Annotated in this window: 17 protein-coding genes and 1 pseudogene; 8 read left to right on the forward strand and 10 right to left on the reverse strand. The window is 63.8% G+C overall.

Annotation, left to right across the window (positions count from 1 at the left end; all coding sequences use genetic code 11):
* Positions 1–189: 189 nt before the first annotated feature.
* The 4 genes from FJ959_RS06435 to FJ959_RS06450 all read right to left on the reverse strand — a co-directional run bounded on the left by FJ959_RS06435 (position 190) and on the right by FJ959_RS06450 (position 5745).
* On the reverse strand, positions 190–1017 hold the full coding sequence (locus FJ959_RS06435; RefSeq protein ID WP_140497811.1) for a phosphogluconate dehydrogenase C-terminal domain-containing protein: 828 nt from the start codon (positions 1015–1017) through the stop codon (positions 190–192).
* A gap of 104 nt (positions 1018–1121) precedes the next feature.
* A complete protein-coding gene (locus FJ959_RS06440) occupies positions 1122–2171 on the reverse strand; it encodes an ABC transporter permease (protein ID WP_140629130.1) in 1050 nt (349 codons plus the stop codon).
* The gene (locus FJ959_RS06445) at positions 2168–4648 is read right to left on the reverse strand and encodes an ATP-binding cassette domain-containing protein (RefSeq protein ID WP_140629132.1); all 2481 of its coding nucleotides are present in this window, start codon (positions 4646–4648) and stop codon (positions 2168–2170) included. The genes FJ959_RS06440 and FJ959_RS06445 overlap by 4 nt, the downstream gene beginning before the upstream one ends.
* Before the next feature lie 74 nt (positions 4649–4722).
* The gene (locus FJ959_RS06450; RefSeq protein WP_140520883.1) at positions 4723–5745 is read right to left on the reverse strand and encodes an ABC transporter substrate-binding protein; all 1023 of its coding nucleotides are present in this window, start codon (positions 5743–5745) and stop codon (positions 4723–4725) included.
* Between the two features lie 360 nt (positions 5746–6105).
* Between FJ959_RS06450 and nanR the strand changes: the two genes are divergently transcribed.
* From nanR to FJ959_RS06470, 4 genes are all read left to right on the forward strand, one after another.
* Entirely contained in the window at positions 6106–6819 is a 714-nt protein-coding gene (gene nanR, locus FJ959_RS06455; RefSeq protein WP_140497819.1) for a transcriptional regulator NanR, read from the forward strand.
* Positions 6820–6924: 105 nt separating this feature from the next.
* Positions 6925–8187: a ribulose-bisphosphate carboxylase large subunit family protein gene (locus FJ959_RS06460; protein WP_181171985.1), complete on the forward strand. Its 1263-nt coding sequence runs from the start codon at positions 6925–6927 to the stop codon at positions 8185–8187.
* 46 nt (positions 8188–8233) lie between these two features.
* Positions 8234–9079: a phosphogluconate dehydrogenase C-terminal domain-containing protein gene (locus FJ959_RS06465; RefSeq protein ID WP_140629136.1), complete on the forward strand. Its 846-nt coding sequence runs from the start codon at positions 8234–8236 to the stop codon at positions 9077–9079.
* 60 nt (positions 9080–9139) lie between these two features.
* Positions 9140–9940 carry a sugar phosphate isomerase/epimerase gene (locus FJ959_RS06470; protein WP_181171986.1) on the forward strand — a complete coding sequence of 267 codons (801 nt, stop codon included), beginning with the start codon at positions 9140–9142 and terminating at the stop codon, positions 9938–9940.
* 37 nt (positions 9941–9977) lie between these two features.
* Here the strand turns inward: FJ959_RS06470 and mtnA are convergent, their stop codons facing one another.
* Together mtnA and mtnK are read right to left on the reverse strand one after the other, a co-directional pair.
* Positions 9978–11072, reverse strand: coding sequence for an S-methyl-5-thioribose-1-phosphate isomerase (gene mtnA, locus FJ959_RS06475; RefSeq protein ID WP_140520878.1), 1095 nt, complete (start codon positions 11070–11072; stop codon positions 9978–9980).
* Complete coding sequence (mtnK, locus tag FJ959_RS06480; RefSeq protein ID WP_140629141.1) at positions 11069–12340, reverse strand: S-methyl-5-thioribose kinase; 1272 nt, start codon at positions 12338–12340, stop codon at positions 11069–11071. The genes mtnA and mtnK overlap by 4 nt, the downstream gene beginning before the upstream one ends.
* Before the next feature lie 134 nt (positions 12341–12474).
* Between mtnK and FJ959_RS06485 the strand changes: the two genes are divergently transcribed.
* The 3 genes from FJ959_RS06485 (at position 12475) to FJ959_RS06495 (ending at position 16167) form a co-directional block, all read left to right on the forward strand.
* Positions 12475–13986, forward strand: a complete 1512-nt coding sequence (locus tag FJ959_RS06485) for a sugar ABC transporter ATP-binding protein (protein ID WP_140514668.1) — start codon at positions 12475–12477, stop codon at positions 13984–13986.
* 92 nt (positions 13987–14078) lie between these two features.
* Positions 14079–15074 carry an ABC transporter permease gene (locus tag FJ959_RS06490; protein ID WP_140629144.1) on the forward strand — a complete coding sequence of 332 codons (996 nt, stop codon included), beginning with the start codon at positions 14079–14081 and terminating at the stop codon, positions 15072–15074.
* A gap of 40 nt (positions 15075–15114) precedes the next feature.
* A complete protein-coding gene (locus FJ959_RS06495) occupies positions 15115–16167 on the forward strand; it encodes a substrate-binding domain-containing protein (protein WP_140629147.1) in 1053 nt (350 codons plus the stop codon).
* A gap of 74 nt (positions 16168–16241) precedes the next feature.
* Here FJ959_RS06495 and FJ959_RS06500 read toward each other — a convergent pair.
* The 4 genes and pseudogenes from FJ959_RS06500 to FJ959_RS06515 form a co-directional block, all read right to left on the reverse strand.
* Positions 16242–16509, reverse strand: a pseudogene (locus FJ959_RS06500) (type II toxin-antitoxin system YafQ family toxin).
* 1 nt (position 16510) lies between these two features.
* Entirely contained in the window at positions 16511–16768 is a 258-nt protein-coding gene (locus FJ959_RS06505; RefSeq protein WP_140497837.1) for a type II toxin-antitoxin system RelB/DinJ family antitoxin, read from the reverse strand.
* An 82-nt stretch (positions 16769–16850) separates the two neighbouring features.
* Positions 16851–18905 carry a bifunctional aldolase/short-chain dehydrogenase gene (locus tag FJ959_RS06510; RefSeq protein ID WP_140629455.1) on the reverse strand — a complete coding sequence of 685 codons (2055 nt, stop codon included), beginning with the start codon at positions 18903–18905 and terminating at the stop codon, positions 16851–16853.
* A gap of 79 nt (positions 18906–18984) precedes the next feature.
* Positions 18985–19950: a sugar-binding transcriptional regulator gene (locus FJ959_RS06515; RefSeq protein WP_140497839.1), complete on the reverse strand. Its 966-nt coding sequence runs from the start codon at positions 19948–19950 to the stop codon at positions 18985–18987.
* Positions 19951–20143: 193 nt separating this feature from the next.
* Here FJ959_RS06515 and FJ959_RS06520 point away from each other — a divergent pair, with 193 nt between their 5' ends.
* On the forward strand, positions 20144–21796 hold the full coding sequence (locus FJ959_RS06520) for an acyl-CoA synthetase (protein ID WP_140623600.1): 1653 nt from the start codon (positions 20144–20146) through the stop codon (positions 21794–21796).
* Positions 21797–22043: the final 247 nt, after the last annotated feature.

Raw genomic sequence — 22043 nt, forward strand, 5'->3', positions numbered from 1 at the left:
CGCCCGGATTTCAGAGCCGATCGCCGGCTGTCATCCGAACTGCTCCTCGCTCCGCTCCCGCCGTCCTCCACTCGCATCAACTTCAAACTTCCAACGAAGCATGACCGATCCGAGTCCGGGAACAGCTAAAGCTAACTGGTATAATGAGTCAACCACTAATTCAGGTGATCTGTATCTAAGCGGCGGCCCTCAGGTAATCCGCTGGATGCTGGCTGCGATCTCTTCCGGTTCGAAGACCCGCTTCCAGTCGTCGCGCATCAGCACCGGCTTGCCGAATTCGATGGCCTTGTTGCAGGCGTCGGAGAAGACGCCCTTGGTTTCACCGAAGATTACGGCGCCGAGCACATTCATGTGGCCGAGCAGGAAATCGAGGGCCGCCTGCTGGTCGACGCCGCGCGCCACGACCTCGTCGACAGCTTCCTTCATGACCACCAGCAGCGAGGCGCACACGGTCTCAGAAAGGCCGGGCTCGAGCAGCGCCATCTGCTCGACGGAAACGCGGTGCGAGCGCATCACCGGCGCCCAGATGATCTTGGCGATGGCCTCGCCCTTGGCGTAGTCCGCTTCCGGTCCCTGCATCAGTGCGCTGACCATGTGCTGCTTGGCCTTGACGCCGCCGAAATAATCCTTCTTGGCCGCCATGTCGGTTTCGTCATTGAAGATCGGCGGATGGCAGGGGTGGGTGACGAAGTAGGTCAGGTCGGGACGATCAGGCAAATGGCCGGCAAACGGCGCCGCGGCATCGAGAACGATCACCATCGTGCCCGGCGCAAGCTTGCTTTCGATGCTTGCCGCGACCTTGCCGATATGGGTGTCCGGAACCGCCAGGATCACCACCTCGGCGCCTTCCAGCGCCTCGTCGGCACTGACCGTATCGAAGCCCAGCCCGGTCTTCAGCCGCTCGCGCCCGGCGTCGCTGACCTCGACATGGCGGATCGTATAGGGCGAGCCGCGGAAATTGGTCGATAGGCGGTAACCCATTTTGCCGCCGGCACCGAACAGCGCGATCGTCGTCATCTAGCCTTGCTCCTAAACATTGAACGATGGTTTCGCCAATCGTCACCTTATATACTGGTATGATCACTCTACCATCTTGGCAAGAGAAATCATTCTCTGCTTTGTCACTGCGGCCTGATTGCCGCAGCGCCCGCCTCGGGTTTCGCCGTGCCGTCGCCGGCAGCGCTTTCGAGGGCGGCGGGGTCGACGGCGGCGCGCCGCGACAGCACCTGCCGGCCGGCCAGCGCCAGCACGAAAATGACGACGATGCCCTGGACGATGTCCTGCGCGCCGGGCGGCAGGCCGATGATCTGCATGGTCGTGACGATGAGGATCAAAAGGATGCTGGCGAACAATGTGCCGAGCGCCGTCGCGGAGCCGCCGAAGATCAGCGTCCCGCCCAGCACCACCGCGGCGATGGATTGCAGGAGATAGGGCTGGCCCATTTCAAGAAAGGCGCCGCCGATATAGGCGCCCAGCAGCAGCCCGTTGAGCGAGGCCAGCACCGAGGAGATGATGAAGGCCGAGGCGATGACCCGGTTGTTGCGGATCGCTGCCAGCCGCGCCGCCGCGCGGTTCTGGCCGACTGCCGAGAGCAGTTGCCCGTAAACGGTATAGCGTAGCACGAACGACGTTGCGGCGACGCCCAGGATGGCGATGACTGCCATGATCGGCACGCCCGCTACCCGGCCCGTCGCCAGCGTCTTCAACAGCGGACTGACGGCGAAGCCCGATATCGCGCGGTTCGACAGCAGCGTTGCGGTCGCCAGCACATAGCCCGTCGCCAGCGTGGCGATGATGGCCGGTATGTTCAGCCCGACGACGAGCAGCGCGTTGAGAGCGCCGACCGCAAGGCCGAGCAGGATCGCGGCGCCGACGCCGACGGCGAGGTTGGCGTCCTGGCCCTTGATGGTCAGCAGCGCCACGAAGGCGCTGAGCGTGATCACCGAGGCCACGGAAAGGTCGATATTGCCGCGCCCGGTGGTGACGACGAACATCTGGCCGATGCCGACGACCGTTAGGAACGAGGCCGACAGAACGATGCCCGACAGGCTGGAGAGGCTGAAGCGGTTGGTGACGATGGACAGCACCAGCCAGAGCAGCAGCACCCCGATCGCCGACCAGATCCAGCGGTTTTTCTGCGCCCAAGGGCTGAAGGCGGCAAACGCGTTCATTGTTCGCTCCTGCGGTCCGCGGTCAGGCTGCGCAAGGTCAGCAGCGCGATGAGGATCAGTCCCTGCGTCGCTGCGTTGAAGTCGCTGCTCACGCTCAGCGTGCCGAGCAGGGCGCCGATCAACGCCAGCGTGACCGCGCCGGCGACGGCGCCGACCGGCGAGATGACGCCGCCCAGCAGCGAACAGCCGCCCATCACCACGGCGGCGACGCTGAGCAGGGTGAACGAATTGCCGGAATTGATGTCGCTCGCCGTGTTGATCGCCGTCAGCGACAGGCCGGCGGCGGCGGCGAATAGCCCGGCGACGAGGTAGCGCACCAGCGCGTAGCGCGTCGGCGACCAGCCGGAACGGATCATCGCGGTCGGATTGTTGCCGAAACCGCGCAGCACCACGCCGAGCGGCAACCGGTCGATCACGAACACCACGACTGCCACCGCGGCGATGAGGATGATCGAGGTTGGCACAAAGCCGAGCGACCAGTTGAACATTGTCGACAGCCATTCGGGGCTGGCGCCGCCGGGCGTCGGCTGCAGCGCATAGCCTATCCCGACCCAGATGAAGGAGGCGCCCAGCGTGACGACGATGGCCGGGATCTTGCGCGCCTGGATCAGGCCGCCGAGCCCGGCATAGGCGACGATCGCCGCCGCCAGCGCCAGGGCGCCGAGCCACGGTTGGTCGTAGAGCAGCGTGGCGCTGAGCACGCTGACGAGCCCCGCGAACGCCCCGACGCCGAGGTCGATCTCGCTGCCGCCGACGATGAACATCTGCGCCGCGGTCACCAGCACCAGCGACAGCGCCGGCATGAGCAAGAGGTCGAGCCCGAAAATGGAGGCGACCGCCGGATTGGCCGAGATCATCACAGCCAGCACCGCGGCAAGACCAATGAAGGGGGCAGCGCTCACCAGCCTGCGGGCAAGCCCGGCGCCGGCAGCGCCGCTGCGTCTCGCACTGGCAGCTTTATCCGTCTGCTGGGCGAAGGATGCGCCAACGACGGCTGATTCCGTGATCGCTTCGCCGGCCAGTTCCTTGACGATGCAGCCGCCGGAAAATACCAGCACGCGGTCGCAGGCCAGGAGTTCGGCATCTTCGGTCGTGTGCCAGATGAGCGTGCGCCCGCCTCGCGCAATGTCGTTGCAGAGGCGGTAGAAGTCCTGCTTGGTGGCGATGTCGACGCCGCGCGTCGGGTCGTCGAGCAGGACGATCGGCGTGTCGGCGACGAGCGCCCGGGCGACCAGCGCCTTCTGCTGGTTGCCGCCGCTGAGCTCCAATATGTTGGATCCGAAGCGGGTTTCGTCGAGCCGCAGCCGGCCGGCGGCATCCGCCGCTGCCGCGCGGTTGGCGCGGTCCGAGACCAGGCCCAGCGCCGGGCGGCGTGCCAGGGCGCCGATGCTGATGTTCCCAAGCACGCTCCACAAGGGGAACACGCCTTCCTTCTGGCGGTCGCCCGCGATGAAACCGGCTTCACCGTTCCTGGCGACGGCCGCATCCGTTCCGGAATCGGGCTTGAAGATTGCGTGCAGCAACTCCTTCTGGCCGCTGCCTTCGAGGCCTGCCAATCCGATGATTTCACCGCGGCCGATCTCGATGTCGCGGCCGAGTTCGGCCGTCAGGAACCCGGACAATCGCACCAGCGCTTCGCGGCTGCCGGTGGTGGCGGTACCATGCTGGTGGATCGAGTTGGCGTCGCCCCCCATGAGCTGCACCAGCCTGCCGATCGACGTCTCGGCCACATCGCCGCGCCAGGCGGTGCGTCCATTGCGCAGCACGACCACCTGGGTGGCGATGTCGATGATTTCCTGAAGCTTGTGGCTGATGAAGATGAAGGCGAGGCCGGATTTGGCCCGCTCGCGGATGAAGGCCCGCAACTGTCTCGAGCGATCGAGATCGAGCGAGGAGGTCGGTTCGTCAAGAACGATCAGCTTGACACCGGGGGTCGCGGCGGCGCGCGCAATCTCGACCATTTGCCGTTCGGCGATGGAGAGGTGGCCGACTTCGGCATTCACATCGATGCCGTTTGCGGGGAAGACGGCGTCCAGCGCCGAGCGGGCGCGCGCCCTGTAGAGTGCCCGCCAGCCCGGCCGGTTGGCGGCATCCGCCGGAATTTCCAGGAAGAAGTTTTCGGCCACCGAGAGGTTGGCGCACAGCGACAATTCCTGGTGCACCATGCGGATGCCGCGGCGCTGTGCTTCCGCCGTGTCGTAGCCGGCGAAGCCGATATTCTGGCCGGCAAACGAAATCGAGCCCAGGGTCGGCCACATCGCCCCGCACAGGATGCGCATCAGCGTCGATTTGCCGGCGCCGTTGCCGCCGACCAGCCCGATGATCTCGCCGGTGGAGACGGCGAGGTCGATCTCTGCATTCGCCAGCGTCGGTCCGAAGCTCTTGGTGATCCCGGAAAGCGAAACAACGCTCTGCCGGGTCGGATCGGTGAGCACCGCGGCGGCTGCGCCTTCCGGGGCTACGGCGAGATGGGACATTCGTCCTCCGTTTCTTCACGGGCAGGGACCGGGCGCGGCCGTTCCGCGGCGCCCGGTCCCTGGCATTGCCAATCTTACTTGCTCAGCAGGTTCTGCTTGACCCAGTCGAGCGAATAGCTGGGGCTGATGATCTGGCCGCCAGGCAGCTTTGCATATTCCTTGAGGTTGCCGGCATCGACGGTGGCCACCGGCATGATCATCATCTTGGGTGCCTTGGCGCCCTTGAGCAGCGACAGGCCGAGCCAGAACGCGGCGCCGCCAATACCGGGCGTGGTGTTCATCGAGACCGTCTGGTAGCCGTTCTTGGCGTTCTCCTCGGCCCACCATTTGACGAAGTCGGTGCCGCCGCCGCCTTCGATGATCGGCATCTTGCCGGCATAGTCGCCGCCATACTGGACGAACGCCTGGGCGATGCCGACATCGTCGCTGCCGCCTTGTGCGAGCACGGCGTCGACATGCGGCAGGGAGGGCAGCACGTTGGCGATGGCCGCCTGTGCGACCGACGCGGTCGCCTGGCCATAGACCGTGGCGACAACCTTGATATCGGGATATTTGGCCAGCACCGACTGTTGCGCGTTGAACATGTCGTTGTCGGGCGCCGAACCCTTGACGCCGCGCACCTGGATGACGTTGCCCTTGCCGCCGATCATCTTGAAGACGGCCTCGGCCTGGGCTGCCTTGTAGCCCTTGAAGTCGAAGTTGAGCTGGTAGTTGCAGGGCGCCGAGGCGACCGAATCGAACGAAACGACGATGATGCCGGCCTTGCAGGCTTTTTCGATGATCCCGTTGACCGCGGTTTCCGACGCGGCATCGACGGCGAGCACGTCGACCTTCTTGAGGATCAGCTCGGCGATCTGGCTGTTCTGCTGCGCCACCGAGCCGTCGCCGTTCATGACGATGTAGTCGGCAATCTGACCGGCCGCCTTGGCTTCCTTGGCCGAGGCTTCGAAAGCCTCCACCATCTGGTGCCGCCAGGTGTTGCCGTAATAGGCGTTGGCGAGCGCGATCACCGGCGCATCCGGTGACGCCATTGCCGGCACAGCCGAGACGCTGACCAGCGCGGCGCCGGCAAGCGCCGCCACGGTTGAAAACTTCATGATATTTTCCTCCCAAAAAAACACCGGCCGATACGTCGGCCTTCTGCCATTCCGTTACGACGTCCTCCGAAAGACGCCATACCAGCTACATGTTATACCAGCATACCAAATAGGCAAGCGGGCACCGGAACCTCGATTGCCGAAACCTCCTTCGATTTAAGGACGAGACGAAGCTCGGCCGTCAGCTTCGTTCTTTCCTTGGCCAAACGGAGCCGGCCTGCTCCAGCAACTGGTGACCAGTCCAAAGTCGGCCGTAGACGGACGTTAGGTCATCATATATGTAATGTCAATCGATGGCGCGACCCTTGTCTGCCGACGCGACTCGGGATCGACTATGCCGCGAACACCAAGGAGGGACGGATGGAGCCGGTCCAGAAAAAGAAATTGTATGTGGAGGTGCTTGACCGGCTGATGGCGGCAATCTCCACGTCCGAATTCCCGCCCGGCTCTCAATTGCCGTCGGAAAAGGAACTAATGACGATGATCGGCGTCGGCCGGCCCTCGATCAGGGAAGCGATGCTGTCGCTGCAGCAGATGGGACTTATCAGGATCTCGCACGGAGAACGTGCCCGCGTCATCAATCCGACGCCTGATGTCATCGTCGATCAGGTCTCCGCGGCGATGGTCATGATGCTGGCGACGAACTCTCGCGGGCTCGAAGAACTCAAGGAAGTCAGGCTCTTGCTGGAAACCGGACTGGTCCGGATAGCCACGCGGCGCGCCACGGCCAAGAGTCTGGAACGCCTCGCGGAGACCTTGCGTCATTTGCGCGAGGCAAAGGGCGACCAGGCCCGGTTCGTGGCGGCCGACATGGAGTTCCACGCCGTCATTGCGGAGATGAGCGGCAATTCGATGATAGCGGCGGTGGCGAAGGGAATGCTCGAATGGCTGTCCCGTTTCAAGCGGGATCTGGTGGCGATGAAAGGCGCCGAGCGGCTGACGGTCGAGGAGCATGAGCGGATCTACAAGGCAATCGCCGGCGGCGATCCGGAAGGCGCGAGCGCGGCAATGGCCGACCACATTGGCCGCGCCAACGAGCTCTATTCGAAACTGGCCGGCGGCGGAGCCGGCTGAGCGGCCGCCGAAATTTTTTTGCCCGAGAAAACTCATATGATGACATGATTTCTTTTTGGTGCTAACGGTCACTCCGTGAACGTCATTCCAGTCGGGAAGCCTGCATTGTCCGGTCGCCTCCGCGCCACCTATCTGATCGAAACCCGCTACCCGCTGGAGGTTGCCGCGGCTGCGATGGCGGGCGAACAATCAAGCGGGACTTTCCGCGCCATACCCGGAGAAACGCCGGAGCTGCTGCGCAAGTTCGGAGCCCGCGTCGAATTCATCAGCGATGTTGCCGAGGTCGACAGCGAGGCGTTGCCGTTCTCGCGCTCGCCAAAAAATGCGACCGTGAGGCCGCACCGGGCCAAGGTGGCCCTTTCCTGGAACATCGAGAATACGGGGACAGTGCTGGCTTCGGTCTGGTCGACGGTTCTCGGCAATCTGTTCGAGCTGCATCATTTCTCGGCCATGCGTCTCCTCGACGTTACCTTTCCCGATGCCTTCGCGGATGCCTATCCAGGGCCGGCCTTCGCCGTCGAGGGAACGCGTCGCCTGACCGGCGTCGACGGGCGTCCGCTGATCGGCACCATCGTCAAGCCGAGCGTTGGTCTTACCCCGCAGGAGACGGCGGCCCTGGCCGACACGCTGATTGCCGCGGGGCTTGATTTCATCAAGGACGACGAATTGATGGGGGACCCTCCGCATTCGCCCTTCGAACACCGGTTCGAAGCGGTCATGGCGGTGATAGACAGGCACGCCGACAGGACCGGGCGCAAGGTCATGTATGCGGCCAACATTTCCGGGGACATCGACGCCATGCGTCGCCAGCTGGATCTGATCGAGCGCCGTGGCGGGACCTGCGCCATGCTGGTCCTGAATTCTGTCGGCCTGTCCGCCGTCATCGAGATGCGCCGCCACTCCGCCGTTGCACTGCACGGCCATCGGGCCGGATGGGGCCTCTTCAGCCGCTCTCCCGATCTCGGCATGAGCTATCTCGCCTATCAGAAATTCTGGCGTCTGGCCGGCATCGACCACATGCACGTCAACGGGTTGTCCAACAAGTTCTGCGAGCCGGACGAATCGGTGATGGCGTCGGCCCATGGCTGTCTCACCCCGATGTTCGAGCGGGCTGGCCGTCCCGATACGGTCATGCCGGTGTTTTCGTCTGGACAGACCGCTGTGCAAGCAGCCGAGACCTATACGAGGCTCGGCTCGGACGATTTCATCTATTGCTGCGGCGGCGGGATCATGGCGCATCCAGGCGGGCCGGCCGCCGGCGTTCGAAGCCTGCATGATGCTTTCGAAGCCGCGGCGGCAGGGATTCCCGCACGCGACTATGCCGCCACGCATCCGGAGCTCGAAGCCGCGCTGCAAGCGTTCGGCTGAATCTGCGCCATCGGCGCGCCATCAAGGCAAATGGGAGAGAAAGCAAATGACGACATCCGTGGCGGTGCTTGGGGCCGGAGGGAAGATGGGCTTCCGCGTGACACGCAAGTTGATCGAAGCGGGCTACGATGTCGGCGCCGTGGAGAGCGGCGAGGCCGGCCGCAAGCGGCTGGGAGAGGCCGATATCGGCGCCGTCGCCATGGAGGAGGGCATTCCCGGCGCCAAGGTGGTGGTAATGGCCCTGCCGGACAATATCATCGGCCAGGTGGCGCGGCAGATCTCGCCGATGCTTGCCGCGGGCACCATGATCCTCATTCTGGATGCGGCAGCGCCCTATGCCGGCGACTTGCCCGGCGATCGGCCGGATCTCACCTATTTCGTCGGCCATCCCTGCCATCCCCCGCTGTTCGGCGACGAGACGGAATGGGCCGCGCGTCGCGATTACCATGGCGGCATCGCCAGGCAATCGATCGTCTGTGCCCTGATGCAAGGTCCGGAAGAGCACTATGCGCTTGGCGAGGAAGTGTGCAGGGCCATGTGGTCGCCGATCATCGACAGCCATCGCGTCACGGTCGAACAGCTGGCGATCCTGGAGCCGGGCCTGTCCGAAATGGTGGCCATGCCCTTCGTCGACACCATGGTCGAGGCCGTCGAGGAGTGTGAGCGCAAATATGGCATTCCCAGACAGGCCGCGCTGGACTTCCTGATAGGCCATCTGAACGTCGAGATTGCCATGTGGTTCGGCTTCTCTCCGAAAGTGCCGTCCGACGCGGCGTTGCGGCTGATGCGATTCGCCAAGGGCGTCGTGGTCCGTGACGATTGGCGCGAAGCGCTGTCTCCGGCCAAGGTCAAGGAAGCCTCGGAATTGATCGTCTACGGCAAGGGAGCCTGAGCCCTGCCTTCGCCGGCCCGGATCATATCGGTATCGACCGCGCTCTTCGATGGCTATCCCATGGAATTGGCCCTCGAGGAGATTGCGGCGGCCGGCGCCCTCCATGTGGAGCCGGCCTTCATCCGCGGCTATGTCGATTTCGATGAAGGCATGTTTGCGGCTGTGCACGCCGCGAAGCTGCGCCAGGCAGCGGAACATGCCGGGCTCGGGATCAATGCCGTGTCGGCTCATCTCGACCTGTCGGGGGCCGATGCCCCCGACGCCTTGTCCCGGCGCATCGGCTTTGCCGCCGGTCTTGGTGCGTCCTTCCTGATTACCAATGCCGGCCCGGCGAGAAACAGCGCGGCGATCCGCAAAACGATTGACGCCCTCCTGCCGAGGCTGGAGGAAGTCGGCATCGTGCTGGCGCTCGAGAATCCCGGACATGGCCAAGGCAATCTGCTCGGCAGTGCCCGGATGGGGGCAAGCTTCATTCGGGACATCGGATCGCGACACGTGCGCCTGAACCACGACGCCGGAAATGTCTTTACCTACAGCAACGAGACGGTGCAGCCGGCGCAAGATATCGCTGATGCCATCGATGGCGTTGGGCATGCTCATCTGAAGGATGTCGTCAGCACCGGAGAGGGATGGACATTTTGCGCTATCGGCGACGGCTCGATCGGCTACGAACCGTACTGGGCAACGCTTCCCGCGACGCTGCCGGTCAGCATCGAACTGCCATTGCGGCTGCAGCGCCCGCAGCATCGTGATCCCCAACGGCGGAGCGCGCCGGTGGATATCGCCACCATTCGGAGCGCGCTGCGGCGTTCACTGGATTTCGTCAATTCGCTGGAGATCGCAAAGAGCAGCACCTTCTGAACAGCGAAAGGTGGTTCCTTGCCTTTGCGAGAGTCGGCTATCCACGCTCCGGGAACATCGCCTTCAGCCCTTCACGCGAGGCCTTGGCGACGCCGCGTTCGGTGATCAGGCCGGTGACCAGCCGCGCCGGCGTCACGTCGAAGGCGGGGTTTGCCGCGGGCGTCGCTTCCGGCGAGACGCGCACCTGGGCGATCTCGCCGCTCGCGGTCTTGCCCCACACCAGCGAAACCTCGTCGCCGGAGCGTTCCTCGATCGGGATTTCGGCAAGTCCGTCGCCCACCGTCCAGTCGATGGTCGGCGAAGGCAGCGCAACGTAAAACGGCACGTCATTGTCTGCGGCGGCGAGTGCCTTCAAATAGGTGCCGATCTTGTTGCAGACGTCGCCGTCGGCCGTCGTGCGGTCGGTGCCGACGATGACCATGTCGATTGCGCCGCGCTGCATCAGATGGCCGCCGGCATTGTCGACGATCAGCGTATGCGGCACGCCGTGGCCGGCCATCTCCCAAGCCGTCAACTGGGCGCCCTGGTTGCGCGGCCGCGTCTCGTCGACATAGACATGGACCGGAATGCCGGCCTCCGTTGCCAGGTAGATCGGCGCGGTGGCCGTGCCGTAGTCGACGGTAGCCAGCCAGCCGGCGTTGCAATGGGTCAGGATGTTGACGGTTTCGCCCGGCTTTTTGCGCGCCGCGATGTCCTTGATGATGGCGAGACCGTTCTCGCCGATGGCGCGATTGAGCCCGACATCCTCGTCGGCGATCTCGCTGGCGCGCCGATAGGCGGCTGCAGCGCGTTGTTCCGTCGGCAGCGGCCGCAGGAAGCGCCGCATCTCATCCAGCGCCCAGCGCAGATTGATCGCCGTGGGACGCGTCTCGTGGAGCGTCTCCCAGACGGCATCGAGCGCGGCATCCGCCGGATCGTCCGCCATCTGCATGGCAACGCCATAGGCAGCGGTGACACCGATCAGCGGCGCGCCGCGCACCCACATGTCGCGGATGGCGGTGGCGATGCCATTAACGGTGTCGACCTTCACGATACGGAAGTCATGCGGCAGCCAGCGCTGGTCGATGATCTCCACCGAGCGCCCATCGTCGCTCAGCCAGATGGTGCGATAGTGGCGCTCGCCGACGTTCAAATGCGGTTCTCCTGTTCGATCAGCGCGGCCAGGTTGTTGACCTCGTCGATGCTGTGGATATGACGCCTATTGACGGCGATGTGGCGGCCGAACTTCAGCGCCCTCGCTTCACATGTGGCGCGCAGGTCTTCGTCGGCAATGGTTTCGAAATCGGCATTGTGGGCGAGGCCGAGGATGCGCCGGTGCACCTCGATGCCGGCAAAGCCGAGGAGGTCGTCCCAGATCTGGTGCAGCACATGGTCGAGCGCCTGCTCGGCGCCGAGCCTGTCGCCCTGATCCTCGAACAGGCTCTTTTGATAAAGCATGCCGTTGCGCTCCGTGCGCCACAGATGCGAGAATTCGGTGCGGAACACCGACCATGTCTGCGCCGTGACATCGAGCAGATAAGCGCGCATGGCGTCGCGCTTGCCGCTCTGCTCATGACCCCGCTGCGAGAAGAAGGCCATCCAGAAATTGGCGAGCAACATGCCGACGTCGAACGCCATCGGCCCGTAGAAGGCGAATTCAGGGTCGATCATCCTGGTCTCTATATCCGTGACCATGATCGAGCCGGAATGCAGGTCGCCATGCAGCAATGTCTCTGCATTGGCGGCGAAAAGATGCTTCAGGCGCTGCGCTTCCACCTTGAGGTCGCGGTCGGCGCGCAACTCGGCGACCAGGGCGTCGAGTTGCGGCGAAGTGTGCCGGTTCATCTTGGCGTCGAAATAAGGATCGGAGAACACCAGATTCTCGGTGATGTCGCACAGCTCGACGTTGTCGGCGAACAGCGCCAGGTCCGCCTTGCGATCCTTGGTCACCATCGAGAAGTCGGAGCCGCGGAACAGGGTGCGGGCCATGAACAGCCCGATATCCCTGGCAATGTTCGGCAATTGCCGGCCCTCGATCAGCGCCCGCCGCAAAATGATGTGCGGCGACAGATACTCCATGATGATCAGCGCCTGGGTCTCGTCGAAATGGTAGATGGCCGGCACCGAGCCCGGCGCGCGCGCCTCCTGCCGTGTCAGCGCGTGATATTCGAAGAAGGAACGCTTCAGCGGCAGCGGCCAGCTGTCGCCGACCAGCCGGACATAGGGCAGGGCCTGCTTGACGACAGCCGCGCCCTTGTCGCCCTCGACGATGAAGACGAGGTTCAGATTGCCATCGCCGACCTCGCGCACCTTCCAGCGGCTGGTGTCCTCGCCGATGCGCTGGGTGAGCGCTTCGTTGCTGCCGAGCCGCGTGGCGAGCGTCTCCACCGACAGTGCTTCGAACGGCGTTTTCCCGGTCATCCTCACCTCTCCTGCTCGTCCCTCATAATAGCGGAGCCACGGCGGCGGGGCCAAGCTAGGTAGCGCACTGGCAATTGTCAATCGTGTTGACAATTGCCGATGTAGCCCATAGCGTCACCGTCAGGGAGGAACGCATGGTCGGCAATGCCGTGTTCCGCGTAGAGGGACTGAAGAAATCCTTTGGCCGTAACGAGGTGCTTGGCGGCGTCTCGCTCGAACTCCATGCCGGTGAAGTGACCGTCCTGATGGGTGCCAACGGCGCCGGCAAATCCACCCTCGTCAAGATCGTCAGCGGCGTCTACGAACGCGACGGCGGCACCATGACCCTGGCCGGCCAGGACTTTGCGCCAGGAAGACCGGCGGAAGCGATCCGCGCTGGCGTCGTCACCGTTCACCAGAACATCAATGACGGTGTCGTCGCCGACCTTGACGTGGCGACCAATCTGACATTGGACAGGCTGAGCGGCAGTGGCGCCCCGGTGCTCTTCAACCCGGTCCGTGTGCGTCGCGAGGCCAAGGCGGTTGCCGACCGCATGGATCTGGCGATCGACTTGAAGGCGCGCGTCAGCGATCTCTCGCTGGCCGATCGCCAGATGGTGGCGATTGCCCGCGCGCTGGCACATCAGCCGAAAGTGCTGATCCTCGACGAACCGACCTCATCGCTATCGAGCGCCGAAGCCGATCGGCTTTTTGCGCTGGTCGACAGGCTACGCGCGCAAGGCGTGGCGATCCTCTATATCTCGCACCGCATGTCCGACATAAGGCGGCTTGCCGACCGCATCGTCTCGATGCGCGACGGCGCCGTGTCCGGCGTCTTCGACAAGAAGCCGCTCGACTACGAAGGTGCGGTCAATGCCATGCTCGGCCGCAAGATCCACCTCGACCAGATCGTCGCCAGGCACTCGGCCAAGGCGGTGCTGACCGTCGAAGGCCTGCGCATCGCCCAAGGCGCCAGGCCGATGTCGATGACACTTGGCGACGGCGAGGTCGTTGCCGTCACCGGGCTGGTCGGCGTCGGCAAGACAGCGCTTGCCGAGACGCTGTTCGGCGTGCGCAGGCCGCTCGCCGGCACCATGACGATGAACGGCAAACCCTACGCGCCGCGCTCGGCCGGCGATGCGATCGCCGCCGGCGTCTTCCTCGTCGCCAAGGATCGCGCCACCAGCGGCATCGTCGGCGGCTTCAACATCGAGCGCAATGTCAGCCTGCCGTTTCTGAGAAGGATGTCGAACCTGGGCGTGCTCAAGCGCCGCCTGGAACGCGCCACGGCGCGCCGGCAGATCCAGGAATTGGGCATCGTCTGCCGCTCCGAGAAGGACGAAATGTCGGCATTGTCCGGCGGCAACCAGCAGAAGGTGATGGTCGCCCGCTGGATGGCGCAGGATGCAAGGCTGTTCATTCTCGACGAGCCGTTTCAGGGCGTCGATATCTCGGCCAGGCGCGACATCGCCGCCAAGCTGAGGGCAAGCGCCAATGGCCGCACGACGCTTTTGTTCGTGACCGAACTCGACGAGGCTCTTGAGACGGCCGACCGTATCCTGGTGATGTCGGAGCAGACCATCGTCGGCGAACATCGCAACGCGGACATCGATCTCGATCGCCTGCTGGCCGAGGTGGCCGGTGGGCTGCCGCACCGCGCGGCTTGACCGGCTGGAATTGAAGAACTGACGATGACAATTGGAATGGAGAGCATGGGTTCGAGTTGGGTAAAAACGGCAGCGGCGCGCGGGGGCGCTGAATGACGCAGCGCAACCACGCCATCCGCTACGGTTTCATCGTCCTGTTGTTTGGGCTCGTCGCTTATTTCGCGATTGCCGCCGACGGTTTCGTTTCGCCGCAAAGCGCGGTCTTCATCTTCCAGTCGGTCGCTATCACCGGCGTGCTGGCGCTTGGCGTCACCGCCACGCTGGTCGTTGGTGGCTTCGACCTGTCGATCGGCTCGGTCGCCACGTCAGCCATGATGGCTGCGGCCTATGTGATGGTGGTGCTGGAGCAGAACGCTGTCGTCGCGGTCATCGTCTGCCTGCTGATCGGCGTTGTCGTTGGGCTCATCAATGGTTGGCTGATCGTCTATATGCGCGTGCCGGACCTGCTGGCGACGCTCGGCATGATGTTCCTGCTGGTCGGCCTGCAGCGTATCCCGACCGAAGGCCGCTCGATCGCCACCGGCATGACCATGCCCGATGGCTCGGTCGCCAACGGCAAGTTCGGCGAGGCGTTCCTGGCGCTCGGCCGCCACCGCTTCGACTTCTTCATCCCCAATCTCATTCCGGTCTCGGTGGTCGTCCTGGCGGTGCTCGCGGTGCTGATCTGGTTCTTCCTCGAATACACCCGCTTCGGCCGCATGATGTATGCCGTCGGCTCCAATGAGCGCGCCGCCGAGCTCGCCGGCGCGCCTGTCAAGGCACACAAAATCTGGGCCTATATCATTTCAGGAGTTTTTGCCTCGATCGGCGGTATTTTGCTCGCCGCCCGGCTTGGACGCGGCGACATCGCCTCGGGTAATAATCTTCTGCTCGACGCTGTCGCCGCGGCGCTGATCGGCTACGCGGTGCTCGGCGCCGCCAAGCCGAACGCGTTCGGCACGGCTGTCGGCGCCGTCTTCGTCGGTGTCCTGCTGCAGGGCCTGACGATGATGAACGCGCCGTACTACACGCAGGATTTCATCAAGGGCGCCGTTCTGGTCGTCGCCCTTGTCTTCACCTTCGCTCTTTCCGGCAGGGGCAGGACATAGATTTCGACCGGGTTGCATTTCAACAAGTGGAGGAAACGACGTGAACATCACAAGAAGACTTTTGGGCAAGGCAGCGCTCGGGCTCGCCGGCGCGGCGCTGCTGATGCAAGGGACGGCCCTGGCTGCCGATCGCCCGGCGCCGTTCGACAAGCCCGGCGTCAAGATCGCCCTGGTGCGCTATCTCTCGACCGGTGACTTCTTCCAGGCCTATCTCTCCGGCGTCGAGGCGCAAGCCAAGGCCCTCGGCGTCGACCTGCGCGTGCTCGACAGCCGCCAGGACGCCGCCCTCCAGGCCGACATGGTCGACCAGGCCATCGCGCTCGGCGTGCAAGGCATCATCATCCAGCACGGCCTGACGGAATCGATGAAGGACGCCGCCCAGCGCGCGGTCGACGCCGGCATCAAGGTGGTCGCTTTCGACGTCAATGTCGAAAACCCCAAGATCCCGCAGATCGAGCAGTCAGACCGCGACCTTGCGCGCCTCGCGCTCGAGCAGGCCGTCAAGGACAATGGCGAGAGCTGGAAGGCCGGCTATGTCTATGTCGCGGGCATCGCCCCGCTCGACCGACGCAACGAAACCTGGGTCGACGTGAAGAAGAAATATTCGGGCATCAACGAAGTCGCCATGTTCGGCACGCTGGACAACCCGATCGCCAACTCGGTCGCCAACCAGGCGCGCTCAGTGCTGACCGCCCATCCCGACATCAAGGTGATGTTTGCTCCCTATGACGAGTTCGCCAAGGGCGTGAAGATCGCCGTCGACGAGGCAGGCCTGAACAAGGACATCAAGATCTATTCGGCCGACATCTCGACCTCCGACATTGCGGCGATGCGGGAGCCCGACAGCGCCTGGGCGGCAACCGCCGCGACCAACCCGGCCGTCGTGGGCCAGGTCTCGGTGCGTGCGCTGGCGCAACTGCTGGCCGGCGAAGACCCCGGCCACAACGTCGTCGTGCCGCCGACGCTGATCACCCAGAGGGACCTTCTCGACAAGGACATCAAGAACATGGAGGACCTGTCGGCCAAGCTGCCGCAGTTCGCCCATGCCGATGTCGCCATGCCCGCCTGGATGCCGAACCCGAACGCGAAGTAAGCCAATCGACATTGCAATTCGCTCACACTTGGAACAGCCGCTTGCAGCAACTGCAGGCGGCTTTTTTGCTGTCTTCATTCGTTGAACAGATCGGAGTAGGAGCCGGTGCGGGCAAGCCGCAGCTCATCGTCGGCAATGCGGTAGATCAAGAGCCAATCCGGTTCTACATGCGCATCCCGATAGTCTTTCCAGTCGCCTTTTAGAGGGGTGATCCTTATAACGCGCCGGCAGTCCGGCGATGAGCAGGCCCAACAACTCGCGCAATTTAGCGAGGTCTTTGCCACGCTTCTCCATGCGCTTAACGTCCCTGCGGAATTGCCCGGAGTGAACGGGCGTCGGCATGTCAGATGCCCAAATCCTTGAACAATTCGTCGGCTGACGCGAAACGCTTGCCTTTGCCTTTTTCCAATTCGGCCATGGCCTTTTGGGTGGTTGCGTTCGGCACCTTCACCGGAAAGGGAAATTCCTTGTCGGCGGCGACGCGGACCAGCAGCAGCCGAATGGCGTCGGAGACCGACAGTCCCATTGCCGCCAGGGCTTCGGTAGCCTGGTCCTTTGTCGCGGCATCAATTCGAGCGCGGACAACCGTGTCCGTAGCCATGTTGTGACTCCTTGAGTTTGAGCCACAATGTAGCTACACACTGGTGTTCTTGCAAGCCTCCTGTGCGCTATGCGTGACCGTGCTACCGCAGCGCCGCCGCGATATTGCCCCCGTCGACCGTCGTTACGTCGGCGGTTGTGCGGTCGGCCAGCGCGTGGTGCAGGAAAGCCTGCGCCACGTCCTGCGCCGTCACCTCCTGGCCGAGCAGATTGCCGGACATGTATTCTTTTTCCGAGACACCGCGTGCGCCCGATCGGCTGGCGATCATGGCGTCGGTCAACAGCCCGGAGCGGATGCGGTCGGCATTGACGGCGTTGGAACGGATGCCATGCGCGCCGTAATCCAGTGCATATTGCCGGGACAGGAACAGCGTCGCCGCCTTCGGCACGCCATAGGCGCCGAATTTCGGACCCGGATTGACCGCCTGCTTGGAGGTGTTGAACAGGAGAGCGCCGCCGGTGCCCTGTTCGAGCATGATGCGCACCGCGTTCTGCGCCACCGACTGGTGGGCGAAGAAATTGAGTTCGAAGCTCTTGCGCAGCAGCGCGTCGTCAAGTTCGCCGATCCGGCCTTCCCAGGCGGCACCGGCATTGGACACCACTATGTCGACGCCGCCATACACGGCGACCGCCTTGTCGAAGGCTGCACGCACTTGGTCCGGATCGGTGATATCGGCGGCGACGCCGATCGAATTGTTGCCCGCTTTCTTGGCCGCATCAGCGGCTTTTTCGCCATCGAGATCGACGACCACCGCATGGGCGCCATTGTCGGCGAAAAGCTTGGCTGTCGCGGCGCCGATCGCACCGGCTCCGCCAGTGATCAGCACGACCTGGCCGGTCAGCGGCTTCGGCTTGTTGGAGGCGAGTTTGGCCTGTTCCAGCGACCAGTATTCGAGCGGGAACAGGTCGGCCTTGGAAAGCGGATGAAAACGGCCGACCGCTTCGGCGCCGCGCACGGCCTCGATCCACATCTCGCCGACGTCGGAGGCGATCCTGGCATCCTTCAGCGTGCGGCCATGGCCGAACATGCCGAGTCCTGGCACCAGCGTCAGCCGCGGCATCGGGTCGAGCATGGTGCGTTTGACGTCGTCGAGCGCGTCATTGGTCTCGAAATAGGCACGGTATTCCTTGGCGAAGGCGTCGACATGGCTCTTGATGACGGCCTTGTAGTCGCCAATCTTGTCCGCATCGGGCGCCGGCACCGCCATCGGTCCGGTCTTGATGCGGATCGACAGGTCCGGCGTCGACACGCCGCGTGCGGCATAGTCGGCGATCTCGGCCGAATTGATGAAATCGACGATCGCGTCCGAGGTGCGGAAATCGCTGATCATGCGGTCGAAGCGGCCTTCGCGGCGCGCCACCGCCACGGCGCCGCGCAACATAGGAGCGATGGAAGCCGGCGTCGCGAGCTTCGCGGGAAGCGCGGCCTTTGCCGCCTTGGGCTTGGCATGCTTGGCTACATACTCCTCGGCGACATTCACATAATGGATCATCCGGTCGTAGGCCTGCTTGGCGTCGTCGCCGAAGGTGAAGATGCCGTGCTTGTCGAGGATCAGGCCTTCCACATCAGGGTCGGCATCGAAGACGTCGGCCGCCGCCTTGGCGAGGTCGAAGCCCGGCATGATGTAGGGCACGTAACCCATCTTGGCCCCGAACACCGTCTTCACCAGCGGCTTGCTGTCTTCCTGATCGACGATCGCCAGGATGGCGGTCGAGTGCGTGTGGTCGACGAATTTGTGCGGCAGGAAGGCATGCAGCAATGTCTCGACCGAAGGATTGGGCGAGGACGGATCGATGAGGTTCGCCCGCTGCAGCGCGACCATGTCCTCGTCGGAGAGCTTGTCCAGCGCGCGCGCCTTGATGAGCGCGCCCATCTTCACCGCCGGCAGGCCCTGCGGCTCGATGACGGCCATATCCCAGCCGCTGCCCTTGACGCACAGCACGTCCCATTCGTCGCCGACGAGGTCGGTCGCCTTGGTCTTGCAGGAGGTGTTGCCGCCGCCATGCAGCACCAGTCGCGGTTCGCCGCCCAGCAGGCGCGTCGTGTAGACGCGCAGCGCGAGATCGCGTCCGACGCCTTTCTTTGCATAGTCGGCAACCATCTTCTCCGCGTCGCCGTCATTCCACAGGTTCTTCATTAGCTTCGTCCAGTTGCTGTCATAGTGGTGAAACAGGAATGCCACGACGCCTTGATGACGGCCGCGGCAGGAATGGTCTCTAGGATACCTTTTTGCCTGGCGCTCCGGCATGATCCAGAAGCCGCTGCGCCATATCGGCGCCGACCACCAGATGCGTGCAAAGGCCGCCGGCGATCGCCGCGAGCAGGGGTTCGAACTTGCTGTTCTCCTGCACCACCATCAGCCGCTTCTGAATGGCGCGCAGCGAGGAAAGCTCCGCCGAGATCACCCGCCGGTTGTAGCCGCAGTCGAGCACCTTGCCCTCGGCATCGATGATCTGCCCGGCAATGACGCCGGCCGCGCCCGCCTTGCGCAGGTCGGCCATTTCGTCTGATGTCAGCGCGCCGCATTTGACCAGATGGCTGTCGGCATCGACGGCGCCGACCGAATACAGCGCCAGATCGCATTCGTGGATGCTCGACAGCTGTTCGCGGATTACAGGCTCGGCGCGCAGGCCGCGCGCCAGCTCTTCGGTGGTCAGCACGAGCGGCGCGTAGAAATTGATGCCCTTGGCGTTGAGCCGCCGGGCGATCTCCATCGTGCACTGGTCGGGACGATAGGAATAGGGCGCGCCGAGATTGCCGCAGAGCTGCACCACGGTGACATCCTGGAGATCGGCGTAGGACATGATGTCGGCGATCATGTAGACGGTGCGTCCCCAGGCGACGCCGATGCGGTCGCCTTTTTTCACCAGTTCGAGAAAGACGCTCGCCGCCAGCACCGCGATGTCGGTGGCGGGATCGGCGATATGGCCGTTTTCCGGCGCGATCCAGACCGCGTCGAGACCGAGTGCATCCTCGAGCTTGCGCGCCATGACGTCGTCGGTGAAAAGCTGGGTCGAGGTCGAGATGTTGACGATGCCGGTCTCTCGCGCCTTGCGCAGATACATGGCAACGGAGGCGCGGGAAATGTTAAGCTGGCTCGCCACCTGGTCCTGGCGCAGGCCATGCGCATAATAGAGCCAGGCGGCCTTGTGGATAAGTTGTTCTGCCGGTCGGATCGCCATGCCTTCTCCTCGGCTGACATTAGTCACGGCTCTCGACAAAAGTCAAACCGCGCGGAGGTACGCGATGCCTTTACGCGCGCCAAATCTAGATCATCATTGCGCCAGACGCGCTTTGTCGTGGCATCGTTGCTGGTGACGCGGCCCCAGCCTGTGGTTAGAACTTGTCGGCAAAGGGACATACGGGGAGGACACGATGGGCAACCCTTACGAACAGGATCTCGACAGGAACGCTGCCAACCACCAGCCGCTGACGCCGCTCACCTATCTGGAGCGGGCAGCCAAGACCTATCCCGATCATGTCGCCATCATCCATGGCCGGCAGCGCGTGACGTATCGCGATTTCTGGCGGCGTTCGCTGCAGCTCGCCTCGGCGCTTGCCGGGCGCGGCATAGGCAAGGGCGACACGGTGACGGTGATGCTGTCGAACACGCCGCCGATGCTGGAGGCGCATTTCGGCGTGCCAATGACCAAGGCGGTGCTGCATTCGCTCAACACTCGCCTCGACGCCGCCGTGATCGCTTTCCAGCTCGACCATGCCGGGACCAGAGTGCTTATCGTCGATCGCGAATTCTCCGAAGTGGTTCGGCAAGCGCTTGACCTGGCCAAGGTGAAGCCCCTGGTCATCGACTATGACGATCCCGACTACGCCGCGGACGCTCCCTATCCGAAGGGCGGTCGCATCGGCACTCTCGACTACGAGGCCTTCGTCGCCGAGGGCGAGGGGAATTTTGCCTGGTCGATGCCTGACGACGAGTGGGACGCCATTTCGCTCAACTACACCTCGGGCACGACAGGCAACCCGAAAGGCGTCGTCTACCATCATCGGGGTGCTGCCCTGATGGCCTACGCCAACACCGTCCATGCCGGCATGGCCAAGCATGCGGTCTATCTGTGGACGCTGCCGATGTTCCACTGCAATGGCTGGTGCTTTCCGTGGACCTTGGCCGTCCAGGCCGGCACCCATGTCTGTCTGCGCTGGGTTCGGCCGAAGCAGATCTACGACGCCATCGCCGACCATGACGTCACCCATCTGTGCGGCGCGCCGATCGTCATGTCGGTGCTGATCAACGCCAGGGATGAGGACAAGCGCCAGTTCCCGCAAGCCGTCACCTTCAACACGGCCGCCGCGCCGCCGCCGGAAGCGGTGCTCACCGGCATGGCCGATGCCGGCTTCGCCGTCACGCATCTCTATGGTCTGACCGAGACCTACGGCCCGGCGGTGGTGAACGAATGGCACAATGAGTGGGATCATCTGGAGAAGGGGCAGAGGGCCACGAGGAAGGCCAGGCAAGGCGTCCGCTACGCCGCGCTCGAAGGCCTCACGGTGATGGATCCCGAAACGATGACGCAGACGCCCGCCGACGGCCAGACCATCGGCGAGGTCATGTTTCGCGGCAACATCGTCATGAAAGGCTATCTCAGGAACCGCAAGGCCACCGACGAGGCGTTCGCCGGCGGCTGGTTCCACTCCGGCGATCTCGGCGTCATGCATGCGGATGGATATATCCAGCTCAAGGACCGCTCCAAGGACATCATCATTTCGGGCGGCGAGAACATTTCCTCGATCGAGGTCGAGGACGCGCTCTACAAGCACCCGTCCGTTGCGTCTTGCGGCGTGGTGGCGCGGGCGGACGAGAAATGGGGCGAGGTGCCGGTCGCCTATGTCGAGCTGAAGCCCGGCAAGACAGCGACCGAGGCCGAGATCATCGAGCATTGCCGTGCGCTGCTTGCCCGCTTCAAGCTGCCGAAAGCGGTGGTGTTCGCCGAGATTCCCAAGACCTCGACGGGGAAGATCCAGAAATTCCGGCTAAGGGAGATGGCGAAGAGTGGCAGCGCCAACTCGTAGCAGTTTGCACCAGCATCCGCGAGTTGGTCATCCCAGAGCGTTGCAGGAGCGAAGCTCCGTCGCGGAGCCCTAGGCTCCATGCCGCGACCCGGCAGCCGTGATCCGACGGCCGACAATGGCCTTCCAAGATTGTGGATGCTGGTCGGCCTAACCCTTTGAGCCGATTTATTTTTTTCGACAGAGGTCGCAGCATGGATTCTGAGAGTCTGCGCGTCGCTCCGCTCCTTGCTACGCCCTTGATGATGAC

Origin of the sequence: Mesorhizobium sp. B2-2-4, from assembly GCF_006442375.1 — a bacterium.
Taxonomy (GTDB): domain Bacteria; phylum Pseudomonadota; class Alphaproteobacteria; order Rhizobiales; family Rhizobiaceae; genus Mesorhizobium.